At 46.8% G+C, this 16,622-nt stretch carries 11 protein-coding genes and 1 pseudogene; 10 read left to right on the plus strand and 2 right to left on the minus strand.

Annotated features, from left to right (window positions below):
- The 3 genes and pseudogenes from QWZ01_RS24000 to QWZ01_RS24010 all read left to right on the plus strand — a co-directional run.
- A pseudogene (locus tag QWZ01_RS24000) lies at nt 1-739 on the plus strand (glucosamine-6-phosphate deaminase); the annotation flags it as partial.
- 299 nt (nt 740-1,038) lie between these two features.
- Entirely contained in the window at nt 1,039-2,145 is a 1,107-nt protein-coding gene (locus tag QWZ01_RS24005; RefSeq protein WP_290327942.1) for an acyltransferase family protein, read from the plus strand.
- Nucleotides 2,146-2,506: 361 nt separating this feature from the next.
- Nucleotides 2,507-5,377, plus strand: a complete 2,871-nt coding sequence (locus tag QWZ01_RS24010; protein WP_290327943.1) for a M16 family metallopeptidase — start codon at nt 2,507-2,509, stop codon at nt 5,375-5,377.
- 293 nt (nt 5,378-5,670) lie between these two features.
- On the opposite strand, the gene QWZ01_RS24015 is transcribed toward QWZ01_RS24010, so the two are convergent.
- Nucleotides 5,671-6,321 carry a hypothetical protein gene (locus tag QWZ01_RS24015; RefSeq protein ID WP_290327945.1) on the minus strand — a complete coding sequence of 217 codons (651 nt, stop codon included), beginning with the start codon at nt 6,319-6,321 and terminating at the stop codon, nt 5,671-5,673.
- Between the two features lie 82 nt (nt 6,322-6,403).
- On the opposite strand from QWZ01_RS24015, the gene QWZ01_RS24020 reads away from it, so the two are divergent.
- From QWZ01_RS24020 to QWZ01_RS24050, 7 genes are all read left to right on the plus strand, one after another.
- Nucleotides 6,404-9,115 (plus strand): ligase-associated DNA damage response DEXH box helicase, encoded by a 2,712-nt coding sequence (locus QWZ01_RS24020; RefSeq protein ID WP_290327948.1) that lies wholly within the window; start codon nt 6,404-6,406, stop codon nt 9,113-9,115.
- Nucleotides 9,116-9,659: 544 nt separating this feature from the next.
- Nucleotides 9,660-9,995 (plus strand): tRNA-binding protein, encoded by a 336-nt coding sequence (locus QWZ01_RS24025; protein ID WP_290327950.1) that lies wholly within the window; start codon nt 9,660-9,662, stop codon nt 9,993-9,995.
- Nucleotides 9,996-10,469 carry a nucleoside deaminase gene (locus QWZ01_RS24030; RefSeq protein ID WP_290327953.1) on the plus strand — a complete coding sequence of 158 codons (474 nt, stop codon included), beginning with the start codon at nt 9,996-9,998 and terminating at the stop codon, nt 10,467-10,469.
- 366 nt (nt 10,470-10,835) lie between these two features.
- Nucleotides 10,836-11,447: a superoxide dismutase gene (locus tag QWZ01_RS24035; RefSeq protein WP_290327955.1), complete on the plus strand. Its 612-nt coding sequence runs from the start codon at nt 10,836-10,838 to the stop codon at nt 11,445-11,447.
- Nucleotides 11,448-12,014: 567 nt separating this feature from the next.
- Entirely contained in the window at nt 12,015-13,013 is a 999-nt protein-coding gene (locus QWZ01_RS24040; protein ID WP_290327957.1) for a zinc-binding dehydrogenase, read from the plus strand.
- 73 nt (nt 13,014-13,086) lie between these two features.
- Entirely contained in the window at nt 13,087-14,541 is a 1,455-nt protein-coding gene (locus tag QWZ01_RS24045) for an amino acid permease (protein WP_290327959.1), read from the plus strand.
- Between the two features lie 5 nt (nt 14,542-14,546).
- Nucleotides 14,547-15,572, plus strand: coding sequence for a ferredoxin--NADP reductase (locus QWZ01_RS24050; protein WP_290327960.1), 1,026 nt, complete (start codon nt 14,547-14,549; stop codon nt 15,570-15,572).
- 53 nt (nt 15,573-15,625) lie between these two features.
- Here the strand turns inward: QWZ01_RS24050 and QWZ01_RS24055 are convergent, their stop codons facing one another.
- Nucleotides 15,626-16,618 (minus strand): aldo/keto reductase, encoded by a 993-nt coding sequence (locus QWZ01_RS24055; protein ID WP_290327962.1) that lies wholly within the window; start codon nt 16,616-16,618, stop codon nt 15,626-15,628.
- Nucleotides 16,619-16,622: the final 4 nt, after the last annotated feature.

The raw sequence follows: 16,622 nt of genomic DNA on the forward strand, positions 1-16,622 counted from the left end.
GGGCAATACCGCCGTATGGGATGATGACGTACTGCGCTACATGGAGTTTGCCATCGACTTTACCAACAGCATTGGCGAGGACAGTAACCACCTGCAAAACCTGTACGAGGAGATGCGTGCCTTTTTCCCGCAGAAACAGCCTAACCAGATCGACACCCAGGAGATCCGCAACGTGAAGGGTTTCATCCGCAAAACGGAGGCGATCTCCGGCGCGAGGTATGCGGGTTTACCTGACGACCATATCCACTTTATGGCCCTGCCGTTTTACGAAACCGGCAAGACCAAGAAGAACACGGCAGGCGAGGCGGATATCCAGCTGACCATCGACCTGTTACAGAAAGTAAAACCGCAGCAGATCTTCGCGGCGGGTGACTTCGCCGACCCGAACGGAACGCATTTGGTATGTTTCAACATTATCCTGGCGGCATTGAAACGCCTGAAAGGCACAGAAGCCTGGGTAGACGACTGCTGGCTGTGGATGTACCGCGGTGCATGGCAGGAGTTTGAGCCGTTCGAGATCGAGATGGCGGTGCCGCTATCACCTCAGGAGGTGATCCGCAAGCGTAACGCGATCTTCAAGCACCAGTCGCAGAAGGATCGTCCGGTGTTCCCGGGTGATGATGCCCGTGAGTTCTGGGTACGTGCTGAAGACCGCACCCGCGACACCGCCCAACGCTATGACCGCCTCGGACTGGCCGAATATGAAGCCATGGAGGCGTTTAAGCGGTATATATTTTAGGCAGGTGAAAGATGCATGTGATGTGTTTCTACATTTTTTGTTTTTGTAGAGACACATCACGTGTGTCTTTTCATCAAATTAATAAATAATGATGTCATTACGAGCGTAGCGCGGCAATCGCGAACATTTGTCTGAACCATGATTTTGGGGATTAAGGGATGCCCACGATTTTCTAAAAAATTAAAGCAAAATCTTTTAATCCGATAAATCTGTTTAATCCTGGTTCAGACAAATATTCGCGATTGCTTCGTTCCTCGCAATGACATGTTTTTCTACCACGTAAAACGTATAACCCTCCTATGGCCTTACAAACCCAAAGTCCGCGATTACTTTCCCTCGACGTTTTCCGAGGAGCAACCATCGCCATGATGATACTGGTAAATGACCCCGGCGATTGGGGGCATATCTACCCGCCGCTGGAGCACTCCAAATGGAACGGCTGTACACCTACCGACCTGGTTTTTCCTTTCTTTTTGTTTATGGTTGGGGTGGCTGTGGTATATGCCATGGAAAGCAAAAAAGCTACCATGCCGCATGGCAAAATGATATTAACAGCGCTACGCCGTACGGTGATATTGTTGCTTATCCCCTGGATAACACAGTTTATTTTTCATCCGGAGAACGGGCTGGCGCATCTGCGTTTGCCTGGGGTGTTGCCGCGCATCGCCTTGGTTTACTTTATTTGCACAATCCTCTATCTCAAAACATCACAAAAAAGCCGCGACTGGATCTTTGCTTCTGCCTTAATAGGTTACTTCATCATCATGACCTGTATCCCGGTGCCGGGAGTAGGCTATGCCAATTTGGAACCTGCCACAAATATTGGTGCATGGATAGACAGGCTGGTTTTTACGCCTAATCACCTTTGGAAAGAATCGAACACCTGGGACCCGGAAGGTTTACTGGGTACTATACCTGCCGTAGCTACCGGCCTGTTCGGTATCAGGGTGGGTAGCTGGCTTAAACGTAAAGACCGTGACGAAAACGTAAAAGTAAGCTGGATGTTCACTTATGGTGTATTGGCAGTAATTGCAGGTCTTATCTGGGATCTGTTTTTTCCTATCAACAAGGCATTGTGGACAAGCTCATTTGTGTTGTTTACCGGTGGATTGGCCACCACAGGACTTGCCTTATGCTACTGGCTTATTGATGTGCAGGGACGCAAAAAGTATACTTATTTCTTTGTGGTCTTTGGCACCAATGCCATTACCGCGTATGTACTGTCGGGCTTTATTCCTCATTATATGGGCATGATCAAAATTCACGGAGCCTCACTTTATCAAACGCTGTTTGCTCCCTATTTTTCGCCTGTAAATGCCTCGCTGGTCAGTGCCCTGTTCACTGTAGCTGTACTTTGGGTGGTAATGTGGGGTTTCTATGCTAAAAAGATCTTTATTAAAATATAATTCGATGAGATGGAGCATAAATACACACCTGCCAGATCAATCGCCTTTCGCTTGAATGGCACGCAGTTGACTCACTCGACCTACGCTACGCTGGGCCTCCCTCTCTTCGCCTGCGGCAGAAAGAGGGGATTTGAAAATGGATAATAAACAAAGGATTAGGAAAATATTTCTTTCACCATCTTTCCACCGCAGGAGAAGAGAGAGTCGACAAGCGTAGCGAGTCGGTGTGAGTAGATAAAAAGTTTGATGTACTATTGCTCTCCCAGGGAGGGAATTAAAAAATCTAAATAAGTTATAAGCAACAATTTGTAACTAAGGCTTTCGTTTAGCATCTTAGTACATATAAATACTCCTTAATTATATGAATTTAAACTTAAAGCTTTCTGTTGTTGCTTTGGCCCTGGCTATAGCCTCAGGAAGCGTTTCTGCTCAGGTAAAAAAGAAACCGGCAGCTCCCGCCACAGGCAAAACCGTAGCTGCTGCGCCACAGGCAAAAACCGAATTATTACCAATTGATAAAGATGTGATCATAGGTAAGCTGCCCAATGGCCTAACCTACTACATCAGGAAAAATACCGAACCTAAAAATAAAGCCGACCTTTACCTTGTAAATAAAGCCGGATCGGTACTGGAAACTGACGATCAGCAAGGTCTTGCGCACTTTACTGAGCATATGGCCTTTAACGGTACGCGCGATTTCCCTAAAAATGAAATGGTTGATTACCTGCAGAAATCAGGTGTAAAATTTGGTGCCGATTTGAATGCCTACACCTCATTTAACGAAACCGTATATCAGCTGCCTATACCATCTGATACGGTTAAAATATTTGAGAACGGCTTCAAAATATTGGCCAATTGGGCAGGCTACGTAAGTTTTGATCCAACCGAAATAGATAAGGAACGCGGTGTTGTGTTGGAAGAAGAACGCTTGCGCGGTAAAAACGCCCAGGAACGCTTGCAGCAGCAGGTATTACCTGTAATACTTAACAACTCGCGCTATGCTTTGCGCTTGCCTATTGGTAAGGAAGATATCCTGAAAAACTTTAAGCCCGAAACCATCAAAAGTTTTTACCATGATTGGTACCGTCCCGATTTACAGGCCGTTATTGCCGTGGGCGATTTTGATCCGAAGAGGGTAGAGGAGCTGATAAAACAAAACTTTTCACAACTACAAAACCCTCAGGGCGAAAAACCAAGGGTAAAATACGCCGTACCGGCAACACCTGGTACTGTAGTTAAAATAGCTACCGACAAGGAGTTTCCGTACACCCTGGCTCAAATTATAGTCAAACACCCCGGCACAACCACTAAAAACACTGCTGATTACATGCAGCAGATAAGGGAGCAGCTGTTTAACCAAATGCTGAACGCCCGCCTTGGCGAGCTGATGCAAAAGGCTACGCCGCCATTTTTATACGGCCGCTCAAGTTATGGCGGTTTCTTTGGCGAGCAGGATGCCTTTACCTCCATAACCGTAGCGCGCCCCGGCGAACTGGAAGGTGCTGTTAAAGCTTTAGTGGCCGAAACGGAACGTGCCCGCAAATTCGGTTTTACACTTACTGAGCTTGAACGTGCCAAACAGGATGCCCTGGTACAAATTGGCAACGCTTACCGCGAAAAGGATAAAACACGGTCGGCAAATTTTGTGCAGGAGTACCAGCAGCACTTTTTAACAGGCGAGGCTATCCCCGGTATTGATTATGAGTACAATTTTTATGTGAACAACATTGGTAAAATAACCCTGGCCGAAATGAATGCCCTCGCCGGTAAATTCATCAGCGATCAAAATCGTGTGGTTATAGTTGAAGCGCCTGATAAGGAAAAAGACAAGCTACCTAACGACAAAACTATCCTGCAATGGATAAGCACTGCCGGGCAAAATGTAACTGCTTATGTTGATAACGTATCTTCAGAGCCATTAATAAAAAAAGTACCTGATGGCAGTAAAGTTACCAGCGAGGTTAAGGACGATGCCATTGGCACAACTACCCTTACTTTGGGCAACGGCATTAAAGTGATTTTAAAACCTACCGATTTCCGTAACGATCAGATATTGATCAACGGCTATGCTTTCGGCGGTACGTCATTAGCCAGTGATGATGATTTTACATCGGCAAACCTGGCCTCCAGTATTATCAGCAGCAGCGGTATAGCCCAGTTTAACCAGGGGCAGCTGGATAAAAAACTGGCCGGTAAAAACGTAAACATTTCGCCGTACATCAGCGAAACTACACAGGGTATCAGTGGAAACACATCTCCTGCCGATTTTGAAACCGCCATGCAGCTCATCTATCTGTACTTTACCCAACCACGTAAGGATAAGGACATCTGGCAATCACAAATTGACCAAACACGGTCGGTATTGGCCAACAGGAGCCTTGACCCAACCAGCGTTTTCCAGGATACGGTATCGGCAGTGATGAATAATTACAACTTCCGTGGTATGGTAACTACACTGGCCCGCTTAAACTCGGCCTCGCTTGATAAGGCTTATGATTTTTATAAAAGCAGGTTTGGCGATGCCAGCGGCTTTACCTTTAGCCTGGTAGGTAACTTTAATGTTGAAACGGTAAAACCTTATCTGGAGCATTATTTAGGCGGCCTGCCGGCAACCAACAGCAACGAAACCTTTAAAAACTTGAACATTCAACCGCCAGCGGGCCTGGTTAGCAAAACAGTTAATAAAGGTGTTGGCGAAAAAAGCAGTGTACAGCTGGTTTTCAGCGGCGACTATGACTACAACGAAGCCAATAACATTCAGCTGGATGCTTTGGAAGAGGTGTTGAACATAAAGCTGATTGAGCGCCTGCGCGAACAGGAAAGCGGTGTTTACGCGCCGGGAGTTAGGGCAAGCTATCACAAGGTGCCTTCAGGTAGATATACTGTCTCCATTTATTTTGGATGCGCGCCAGAAAATGTGGATAAGCTGATCAACGCCACCATGGAAGAGATAGGCAAGATCAAACAAAACGGGGCACAGCCTACTGATATTCAAAAGTTTGCTGCCGAAGAGGCCCGCTCAACCCAGGAGCAGCTGAAAGAGAACGTTTTTTGGGCTGGCTACCTGGGTTCAACCTCGCAAAACAAGGAAAACCCCGACCAGATCCTGAACCACGTAAGTAACCTGAGCCAGATTACCGTGCAAAGCACCAAGGACGCCGCCAACAAATACCTGAGCGGTAAAAACCTCATTAAACTGATACTAATGCCCGAGAAAACAGAAAAGAAATAAGGTTTTCCCGTAAAACGAAAAAGCCCTGCCTGATGATTCCGGGAGGGCTTTTTTGTTATTAGCTCATAAATAAGGTATGCCGTATAGTTAACTCACCCTGGCATCGCTGCGCTTGTCGTCCCTCTCTTCGCCTGCGGCGGAAAGAGAGAATTTGAAAATGGATAAAGGATAAAAAGACACAGGACTAAGGAAATATTTTTACGCCCCCTCTTTCCGCCGCAGGCGAAGAGAGGGTCGACAAGCGTAGCGATGTCGGGGTGAGTCAATAAAGCAGCCTATCAACCTCGTCAAACTCAATGCATATTCAAATAAGCTACCGAGGTATCATGCGGCTTATGCACCACAACGCCCACGCATTTGCCGGCAGCATCTATCTCAAATGAGATACCCTTATCCAGATCGGTGTAAACCTGTACTTTGCCGTCCTTGTTCTTATAATCGCTGGTGGGTTTCAGGTCGTAGCTTTTTTTGATATCGGCTTCAGGGCTGCCCACGCCAAAACCCTCGGCGGTTTTAAATTCGGGCGAGGTGATAAGTATCTTTTGAATACGGCTGATGATCTCGTCTTTAGCGCCCATATTGCGGTGAGCGAATACGCTGGTGCGGTAACCCGCCGGGTTATGTTTGGCAAACCAAACCATTAATGAGCTGCCCATGGCGGCGTCTGAACTATCGGGCCTGCCCAGGGTGGTGCTCACGTTGGCCACATCTTCGCCCAGTTGTATATTGCCAATACTGCGGCCCGGGATAATGAGCTGCGTGGCGGTTATGGTTTTAGTTTTGCCGGTATCGGTACTTGCAGGGCTTTTGGCCAGCGAATCGTCAAGGATGGGTTGTTGTACCTTGCCGGTATCGGCAGTACTGGCAGAGCTTTCGTTTTTTGATGGTTGATTGCAGGCAAATAGAGAGCCGCATAATAGTATTATAAAAGTATTCCGGATCATGTATCAAATAACAGCATTATATTTATTTTGTTGGCAAACTAATTACGCCTAACCAAATTAACATTAATTTGTTCAACTACTGATGAAATCAAAGGGCCAACAGGTTATACAGCAATGGTACAAGCAAAAAAACTGGAAGCAGTTTCCCTTTCAGCAGGAAATGGAGGCGGCCTATCTTTCCGGCTATTCGGGCTTGCTCAATGCGCCAACGGGCAGTGGTAAAACCTTCGCGTTGTTTTTGCCTTTCCTGGCTGATTTTATCAACAAACATCCCGATACCTATACCACACAAAAAAATAATGGCCTGCTCATGCTGTGGATAACCCCGCTGCGGGCCCTCACCAACGATATACGAAAAGCCATGCAGGAGGCCTGTGAAGAAATGGGCCTGCCCTGGCAAATTGCCACCCGTACCGGCGATACTTCCGCAGCCGAAAAACAGGCCCTCAAAAGAAAGCTGCCCGAAGTACTGCTCACCACTCCCGAAAGCCTGCACCTGATGCTGGCGCAAAAAGAGTACCCTAAAATGTTCAGCCATCTACAGGTAGTAGTTATTGACGAATGGCACGAACTGTTAGGCACCAAAAGAGGTGTACAGGTGGAGCTGGGGTTATCGAAGTTGAAAGTATTAGGAGCGGGTGTTGGGAACGGGGAACGGGGAGAGAAGATTATGGAGAGTGAGGAACGTAGAGCGAGGAGCGATGAGCAGGGAGCGAAAAGCGAAATGGAAATAATAAGAAACGATGAGGATACGGTATCTTCTGCCGCACCTCATACCCCACACCCCGCTCCCCATACCCCGCCGCTTCCCGCACCTCGCACCCCACTCCGAATCTGGGGTATCAGCGCAACTATCGGTAACCTGGAGCAGGCTGCGGAGGTGTTGCTTGGCAACAACTTCCCGCCCGAGCGGATCAGAATGGTGAGGGCCAACCTGGATAAAAAGCTGGATATACGGTCGATCATTCCTGACAATGTGGAGAACTACTCCTGGGCCGGGCACATCGGACTAAAACTGCTGCCCCAGGTAATGGAGATTGTGGCCCGCAGCAAAACCACACTGATATTTACTAACACCCGTTCGCAATCGGAGATCTGGTATCATGCCATTTTAGATAACTATCCTGAGTACGCGGGCATTATGGCCATGCATCACGGCTCGTTGGATAATGAACTGCGCAACTGGGTGGAGCAGGCCCTGCATGCCGAGGCCCTGAAGCTGGTGGTTTGCACATCGAGTTTAGACCTTGGAGTCGATTTTCGTCCGGTAGATACCGTGGTGCAGGTGGGCAGCCCTAAAGGTGTGGCCCGTTTTATGCAGCGCGCTGGCCGGAGCGGTCATCACCCCGGAGCAGTATCCAGGGCTTATTTTGTGCCTACCCACTCGCTTGAACTGCTGGAGGGCGCCGCCCTTAAGGAGGCTATTAAAAAAGGCATTTTTGAAAGCCGCGACCCTATGCTGCTCACCATGGATGTGCTGATCCAGTACATGGTTACACTGGCCGTATCCGACGGGTTCCGTGCCGACGAACTATTTACCGAGGTAAAAAGTACTTATGCCTTTGCCGATATTACCCGCAATGAGTTTGGCCAGTTGCTGGAGTTTATCACCAGCGGCGGCAAAACCCTGGCGCAATATGATGAATTTTTAAAGGTAGAGGTAGAGAATGGCCTCTATAAAGTGAACAGCCGCCGGGTAGCTATGCGCCATCGCCTTAGTATTGGCACCATTACCAGCGAGATGAGCGTTCGGGTAAAATGGTTGAGCGGCGGCAGTTTGGGGACTATAGAAGAATCATTCATATCCAAACTAAAACCCGGTAATACCTTCTGGTTTGCCGGCCGAAGCCTGGAATTTGTACGGGTAAAGGAGATGACGGCCTACGTAAAAAAATCAAACTCAACCAAAGGTATTATCCCCAGCTGGAACGGCGGGCGCATGCCGTTATCATCGCAGTTGGCAGCCGTGTTCAGGGATAAGCTGGATGAGGTGGCGCATGGGGTTGAAAAGGATGAGGAGGTTATCGCCCTAAAACCCCTGTTCAACTTGCAGCAGCAGCTTTCGCACTTGCCCCAGAGCCATGAGTTTTTAATTGAATCGTTCAAATCGCGCCAGGGACATCATTTGCTTTTTTATCCTTTTGAGGGGCGTTTGGTGCATGAAGGTATGGCATCGCTGCTGGCTTTCCGCATCAGTAAAATAAAATCGGCCAGCTTCTCCATCGCCATGAATGATTATGGTTTTGAACTGCTTACCGATGAGGATGTGCCTATAGAGCAGGTGCTGGAAGATGCCAGCTTTTTTTCGATAGATAACCTGTTGGATGATATCCAACACAGCCTTAATGCTAATGAAATGGCCCGCCGCCGCTTCCGGGATATTGCCCACATCGGCGGACTCGTATTTACCGGCTATCCCGGGCAGCAGGTAAAAAACAAACACCTGCAGGCATCCACCTCATTATTGTTTGAGGTTTTTACCGAGTATGAACCCGATAATCTGCTGATACGGCAGGCCTATAACGAGGCGCTGGCCTTTCAATTGGAAGAGTTCAGGCTGAGGGCGGCACTGCAGCGCATAGCCACACAAAACATCATCCTCAAAACCATTGAGCGCCCAACCCCCTTCGCTTTCCCAATTATGGTTGATAGCCTGGGCCGCGAAAAGCTAACTACCGAAACCCTGGAAGAACGCATAGCCAAAATGGCCCGCAGCTATGGCGCCGAAGGCGTAGCCGAACCCGCCGCCCGCAAAGCCCGCAAGCCCGGTATTACCCGGAAGAAGGGGTTTTGATGAGCTGTTATCTGAATCACGGTTAAACGGATTTAGGGATTACCGCAAAACGACTCACCCGGTCTACGCTTCGCTTGTCGACCCTCTCTCCGGCTTAGCCGCAAAGAGGGTGAGAACAATTTTGTCATTGCGAGCGAAGCGTGGCAATCGCGAACTGTGTAGATAAAAACTGCATAGTTCGCGATTGCTTCGTCGTGCCTCCTCGCAATGACAATTTTCCTTTTCATCCCCTCTTTCCGCCGCAGGCGAAGAGAGGGGGGGCCAGCGGAGCGTAGACCGGGTGAGTCGTTTGTATGCCATGCAATTTCAAAGATCTGCCTTTTCATAGCTAATTACTCTCGCGGAGAGGATTGGGTGTGGTTCTCGCATTTCTACCGCGAGATTAGCGCAGCGTATCTCGCAGCAGTTGAAACTTAAAAACGAATTTTAAAGCCCTCTCCTTTGGAGAGGGTTGGGTGAGGTTATGGACGTGCTGAGAGTTGTTTTGCACATTTGAAATCCACACATCTATAATAATTACCCCAGGCTTTTTACCTTTGCCGTTATGGATACGATTACCTGGCATGATTTTGAGCAAGTAGAACTGAGGGTGGGCACCATACTGGAAGCTACAGACTTTCCCGAAGCCCGTAAACCCGCCATTAAGGTTAGGGTTGATTTTGGCGAGTTTGGTATTAAATGGTCGAGCGCGCAGATCACCAAACATTACACCAAAGAAGAGTTACCCGGCAGGCAGATAGTAGGGGTTATTAATTTCCCGAAAAAGCAGATCGGCAAGTTCATGTCGGAGTTTCTGGTTACCGGTTTTGCCGATGAAAACGGAGACATCGTGTTAGCAGCTGTTGATAAACCTGTGCCTAACGGCAGTAAACTTATTTAAATGAAATATATCAGTTTTGAGGACGAGCCCGCTATTTCGCCCGATGATTTTTTTATGGGCGAAGCTTTAAAAGAGGCGCGTTACGCCCTTGAAGAAGATGAGATACCTATTGGAGCTATAGTAGTATACGGCGGCAAGATCATTGGCCGGGGCCACAACTTAACCGAGCGCCTGAACGATGTATCGGCCCATGCCGAAATGCAGGCACTTACAGCGGCGGCAAACTCTATGGGAGGCAAATATTTGCAAGGCTGTACGCTGTATGTTACTATGGAACCCTGTGTGATGTGCGCGGGAGCATCGTACTGGTTTCAGGTGAGCAAAATTGTGTTCGGCGCCTATGACACCAAACTGGGTTTTGGCAGGCTCAATCAAAAAATAACCCACCCCAAAACGGTAATTACCGGCGGCATCCGCGAAAACGAATGCTCCGAACTGGTAAAAAACTTTTTTAAGGGGAAAAGGAAGAAATGAGTATCTGAATCAGAATTTATAGAATTTATGAATTAACAGAATTGAAAAACGGCGCCTGTGCGATTCCCCTCTTGAGAGGGGTGGAGGGGTGTGTTTTCTTCGCGGATAAACACACCCCTCCAGCCGCACGGTCAACCCGCCCCCTCTCAAGAGGGGAGTTTCAAATGCTGTTTGTAGTCAAATTCCAAAATTCTTTAATTCAATAAATTCGGGTTCAGATGATTACTAAATTCCGAAAATTCTTACATTCTGTTCATTCTGATTACAGACACAATACTGACAAACTTTTTAGAACAAAAACTCCATTCATCTCTTATATTTGTTACGTCACAACGTTAAACTTTTAAACTTTAATAAATAACCATTATGGCATTTACACTACCGGCGTTACCTTACGCTACCGATGCTCTGGAACCGCACATTGATAAACTGACCATGGAAATTCACCATGGCAAACACCACCAGGCTTATGTAACTAACTTGAACAAAGCCCTGGAAGGTAAACCTGAAGCTGATAGCAGCATTGATGACATCATCAAAAACATTTCAAAATTTCCGGCTGCTGTACGCAACAATGGAGGTGGTCATTATAACCACTCTTTATTCTGGACATTGCTTTCTCCAAGCGGCGGCGGCGAGCCTACCGGTGCTTTAGATGAGGCTATCAAAAGTACTTTCGGTTCATTTGCCGATTTTAAAACTAAAGTTTCTGAAGCTGGTGCAACCCGCTTTGGTTCAGGCTGGGCCTGGTTAATTGTTACTGCCGATAAAAAACTGGCTATCACTTCAACCCCTAACCAGGACAACCCATTAATGGACATCGCCGAAGTAAAAGGTACCCCAATTTTAGGTATCGACGTTTGGGAGCACGCTTATTACCTGAAATACCAAAACCGCAGACCAGATTACTTAGCAGCTATCTGGAACGTGATCAACTGGAAACACGTTGCCGAGCTTTACGCAAAAGCAACCGCTTAATTTTATTTAAGCTCTTATAAACAAAAAGCGGCCGGGTTTACCCGGCCGCTTTTTGTTTATAAGATTTGCATATTATAAAAAGTCCTATCAAACCGCTATCCGAAGTCAGAGACTTCGGATAGCGAAAGACTTCGGATAGCTTGCAGCCAGTAAAAACTATAATCCCCCGCTCCCCGCACTTTCTCACCCGCACCAATCCTCACTTCCCAATAATTTTTCGTAAATTCGTATGTATAGCAGCCCGGGTATCTTTTATCAGATATCCGGGCTGTTTAGTTAAGGGCAGGAACAAGCCGGGATTGTTTAAAATGTTGTTTATTTTATTGTATATCAGCTTGTTAAAGTTTTTAAGCCTTTAAATAATTGATCGAAAACCTGTTAAAACAGTTGATTCCTGATCAGTTTTGAGAATTTTCGCCACTTTTTACCCGTTTTTTGAACTAAATCATGTTAAAATACAACTTTAAAAAGTTTTGGAACAAAGCGGAAGTTTGGAGGTTTTAAAATCATTGTGTTTTTGTAAACACCTGCTTATTCTGTAATTTTATTTAATTGTATCTCCGAATTATGAAAGCCGTTGTATTAGAAGCCGCCGATAAACCTTTGGTTTGTAAAGAAGTTGAAAAACCAACCCTCGCCCCCGGCGAAGTGCTGGTACACATTAAAGCAGCCGCCCTTAACCGCCGCGATTACTGGATAACCATTGGCAGGTATGCCGGAATTAAATACCCAAGTATTTTAGGGTCAGACGGGGCTGGTATCGTGACCGAAGTTGGCAGCGAGGAGGATAACGGATGGCTTAACAAGGAGGTGATCATTAACCCAAGTAACAACTTTGGGCCCAGTGATGACTACCAGGGTGCCGACTTTAAAATATTAGGTTTGCCCGATGATGGCACCTTTGCCGAATATGTGAAAACCCGAGTAGAATACCTTCACGCAAAACCTGCCCACCTTAACTGGGAACAGGCCGCTGCCTTACCGCTGGCGGGCTTAACAGCCTACCGGGCCTTATTTACCAAGGCAAGGGCAAAAAAAGGCGATACGGTTTTAATATCAGGCGTTGGCGCGGGTACGGGCACCTTTGCCCTGCAATGGGCAGTTGCTGCCGGCTGCAAGGTATTTGTAACATCGGGCAGTGCTGCAAAAATTGAACGCGCCAGGCAAATGGGGGCTTCAGCCGGGGTAAATTACAAAGCACAGGATTGGGCCGATCAGCTGAAACTTATGGCACATGGGTTTGATATTATTGTTGATAGTGCCCTGGGTTCGGGCTTCGCTAAGTTTCCTGACCTTTGCAATCCCGGCGGGCGTATAGTGATATTCGGCGCTACAACAGGCGATATACCTCATCTTGACGGGCGCAAGTTTTTCTGGAAACAACTGCAGTTATTGGGCACCACTATGGGTACCAAGGATGATTTTACGGCCATGCTCAACTTTGTGAATCAGCATAAGATTGTTCCGGTAGTTGATGAAACCTTCGACCTGAAGGATGCGCAGAAAGCGGTTGAAAAAATGGGTAATTCCTCACAGTTTGGTAAAATTGTATTGCTGAATCTTTAAGGGTGTATATTCAATTTTGGGTTTATAGGTTGATTGCCCCATAATCTACTAATTTTGTGGACTTATTTTAGGCATGATCAAGAAACCCATAGACCTGCTGTTGAAAGAATCGGCAGAAGAAGGCGAAAACTCATTAAAACGCACACTTGGCCCGGTTAACCTTATCCTCATTGGGATAGGTATTATTATAGGGGCGGGTTTATTCTCGTTAACAGGAATAGCCGCCGGGCAGCATTCGGGTCCGGCGGTAACCATATCATTTTTAATAGCCGCGTTGGGTTGTACTTTTGCAGCATTGTGCTATGCCGAGTTTTCGGCCATGATACCGGTTGCGGGTAGTGCATACACCTACTCGTACGCTACTATGGGCGAGCTTTTTGCCTGGATCATTGGCTGGGATCTGGTGCTGGAGTACTCCGTTGGCGCGGCTACAGTGGCCATCAGCTGGTCGCAGTACCTGACCAAATTTTTATCCTGGTTTGATCTGTACCTGCCGCCGCAATTAACCTTGTCGCCTTTTGAAACAGCTAAGGCTGCCAATGGCGATGTAGTTAGTGGTATTATCAACCTGCCTGCGGCGCTCATTGTGATTTTGGTTACCAGTATCATTGTCAGGGGTACTAAAGGATCGGCTTTGGTTAATGCCATTATTGTGAGCTTGAAGGTAGGGGTGGTACTGGTATTTATAGCAGTAGGCTGGTCGTTCATCAATCCACAAAATTATCACCCTTATATACCCCAAAATACCGGTGTTTGGGGCGATTATGGATGGTCGGGCATACTGAGAGGTGCTGGCCTTGTTTTCTTTGTATTTATCGGGTTCGATGCTGTATCAACAGCGGCGCAGGAAGCTAAAAATCCTCAGCGTAACATGCCTATCGGTATCATTGGTTCGCTGGTGGTTTGTACCATTCTGTTCGTGATCTTTGCTCACGTAATGACGGGCATGGCCAATTATAAGGAGTTTATCGGCTCGGGCGCGCCGGTGGCTATAGCTATCGAAAAAACGCATTACCAATGGTTAAGCAAGGCTATTGTGCTGGCTATTTTAATCGGGTATACCTCGGTGATCCTGGTTGATTTACTGGGTCAGTCGCGTGTGTTCTTTTCCATGTCGAAGGATGGGTTGCTGCCCAAGGCGTTTTCGGATGTTCACCCTAAATTCCGCACACCGTGGAAATCAAATATACTGTTGTGCAGCTTTATAGCCCTGTTCGCAGCCTTTGTACCCATTCGCGTAGTTGGGGAAATGACCAGCATTGGCACACTACTGGCTTTTGTAATGGTTTGCGCGGGCGTACTTATTTTACGCAAACAGCAGCCCGATGTACACAGACCGTTTAAGACCCCTTTTGTACCTTTGGTGCCTATATTGGGTATATTGGTTTGTTTTGCCATGATGACCTTTTTACCCGGCGATACCTGGCTGCGACTAATAATCTGGCTGGCTATAGGTTTGGTAATATACTTTACCTACGGTAAAAAGAACAGCGTAATACGCAAAAGGCTTGCAGCCAAACAGGGATAGCTTTCATGACTGAGGATATATTAAAATTAAGAATTGAACAAATAAAGTGGGAAACTAAAGATACCGCTACATTTTATTTAAGTAACGTTTCGGGCAATCCGGTTCCGTATAAGGCCGGGCAGTTTATTACCCTGATATTTAACCATCGCAACGAGGAGATCCGCCGGTCATACTCTTTAGGGTCTTCGCCGGATGAGGATCTGCTGGCTATCACCGTTAAGCGGATAACTAATGGCGAAATATCACGGTTCATGCTGGCCAAAGAACATCCAGGCGATATTTTAACCGCGCTTGCTCCGGCCGGCAGGTTTACAGTAAAGGCATTTGAGCAGGAGAAAGATATTTTATTTTTTGCTGGCGGTACTGGCATTACCCCCATATTTTCGCAAATAAAATACATCTTAAAACGACCGGGAAAAAGCAGGCTTACGCTTATCTACAGCAACCAGGATTCCCATACGGTTGTGTTTAAAAACGAGTTAGACGCGCTCGCAGCACAACACCCCGATAGGTTCACCATTATATATTTGCTCAGCAGCGAGGCTAACCGCCTTAATACCAACAGGGTGGAAAAAATCACCAGGGAAATTGTACGACATGATTTGAACAAAGCGGAGTTTTATTTGTGCGGCCCGTTCCCTTATATGCGCATGATCAGGTTTGCACTGGTGTATATGGGTATTGATCCGGGACAGATACGCCGTGAAAACTTTGTGCTGGAAACTGTAGCGGTTACCAGCAGCACCGTTAATTTTCCGCCCCGCAATATCCGCATCAATTTTAAAAACGAAGTGCATGACCTTGCCGTTGGCGAAAATCAATCCATATTACAGGCTGCTCTGCAAAATAATGTGCCCTTGCCTTATAGTTGCCGTAATGGGGTATGTTCTACCTGTACGGCCAAATGTACCAGTGGTAAAATTGAAATGGTTAAAAACGATGTACTTACCGATGCCGACATTAAAGAGGGGCTGATACTCACCTGCACCGGGCACCCCATAAGCGATGACGTGGTAATAGATTTTGAATAACAAAAAAAGCGACCTGCCTTTACAGCAAGCCGCTTTCATCTATTCATCATCAATTAATTAAAAGTGTTTTTGAATGTTTGGTTAATGTGTGCCAGTTCCTGGACAGTGATATTAAGATCCATTGCTTTGGCATTATCAATGGCCTGGGTTGCATTGCGCGCACCGGCCAGTACTACAGTGATACCTGGTTGAATGGTGGTCCATCGTAATATTAATTGAGATAGGCTAACCCCTTTCTCATCCGCCAGCGGGCGGATAGCATCTAAAAACAAATTTACCTTATCAACCGGAAACTGGTTAAAATAACCATTGCGGTGATCATCATCATTCAATTTAAAACCGGTTTTGTATTTACCCGTAAGCAGGCCGCGTTCAAGAGGGCTATAAGCTATAATGCCGATGTTGTTTTGCAAGGAATAAGGCACTATATCGGTTTCAATAGCGCGGTTAAGCATGCTGTAAGGTACCTGATTTGATGCCAGCTGTATGGTTTGCTGTGCCGTTTGCAACTGTTGCAGATCATAGTTGCTGACACCGGCAGCCCTGATCTTGCCCTGTTGTATGAACAATTGCAATGTTTCCATAGTTTCAGCAATAGGAGTGGTAGCATCGGGCCAGTGAATTTGCAGCAGGTCGATGTAATCGGTGCCTAACCTTTTCAGGCTGGCTTCCACCTCGCGGATGATGCTTTCTTTACCGGCATATTTATAAACAGGGACTTTATTGCCATGATCGTCTGCTGCGTCAAAAAAGTATTCGCCTTTGGCGTTATTGCTTTGGTCCCAAACCAGGCCAAATTTGGTTAACAATTGTACCTTATCGCGGTTTAAACCAGCTATGGCTTTCCCAACCAGTTCTTCGCTGCGGCCGAAACCATAAAAGGGAGCAGTATCAATAGTAGTTACACCATGATCAATTGAGGCTTGTATAGCTTTTATAGATTCTGTTTCTTCATTGCCTCCCCACATGTTACCACCGATAGCGAATGCGCCGTAAGTAATAGCGGAAAGCTGCAAGTCTGAATTTCCTAATTTTCTGTATTCCATTTTA

Source organism: Mucilaginibacter aquaedulcis, from assembly GCF_030409325.1.
GTDB lineage: Bacteria > Bacteroidota > Bacteroidia > Sphingobacteriales > Sphingobacteriaceae > Mucilaginibacter > Mucilaginibacter aquaedulcis.

What these genes read in the sequence shown, in the direction of transcription:
- QWZ01_RS24005 (WP_290327942.1), top strand. Translation starts at nt 1,039, where the DNA reads ATGGCCTTACAAACCCAAAGTCCGCGATTACTTTCCCTCGACGTTTTC.
- QWZ01_RS24010 (WP_290327943.1), top strand. Translation starts at nt 2,507, where the DNA reads ATGAATTTAAACTTAAAGCTTTCTGTTGTTGCTTTGGCCCTGGCTATA.
- QWZ01_RS24040 (WP_290327957.1), top strand. Translation starts at nt 12,015, where the DNA reads ATGAAAGCCGTTGTATTAGAAGCCGCCGATAAACCTTTGGTTTGTAAA.
- QWZ01_RS24025 (WP_290327950.1), top strand. Translation starts at nt 9,660, where the DNA reads ATGGATACGATTACCTGGCATGATTTTGAGCAAGTAGAACTGAGGGTG.
- QWZ01_RS24055 (WP_290327962.1), bottom strand. Translation starts at nt 16,618, where the DNA reads ATGGAATACAGAAAATTAGGAAATTCAGACTTGCAGCTTTCCGCTATT.
- QWZ01_RS24020 (WP_290327948.1), top strand. Translation starts at nt 6,404, where the DNA reads ATGAAATCAAAGGGCCAACAGGTTATACAGCAATGGTACAAGCAAAAA.
- QWZ01_RS24050 (WP_290327960.1), top strand. Translation starts at nt 14,547, where the DNA reads ATGACTGAGGATATATTAAAATTAAGAATTGAACAAATAAAGTGGGAA.
- QWZ01_RS24035 (WP_290327955.1), top strand. Translation starts at nt 10,836, where the DNA reads ATGGCATTTACACTACCGGCGTTACCTTACGCTACCGATGCTCTGGAA.
- QWZ01_RS24030 (WP_290327953.1), top strand. Translation starts at nt 9,996, where the DNA reads ATGAAATATATCAGTTTTGAGGACGAGCCCGCTATTTCGCCCGATGAT.
- QWZ01_RS24015 (WP_290327945.1), bottom strand. Translation starts at nt 6,321, where the DNA reads ATGATCCGGAATACTTTTATAATACTATTATGCGGCTCTCTATTTGCC.
- QWZ01_RS24045 (WP_290327959.1), top strand. Translation starts at nt 13,087, where the DNA reads ATGATCAAGAAACCCATAGACCTGCTGTTGAAAGAATCGGCAGAAGAA.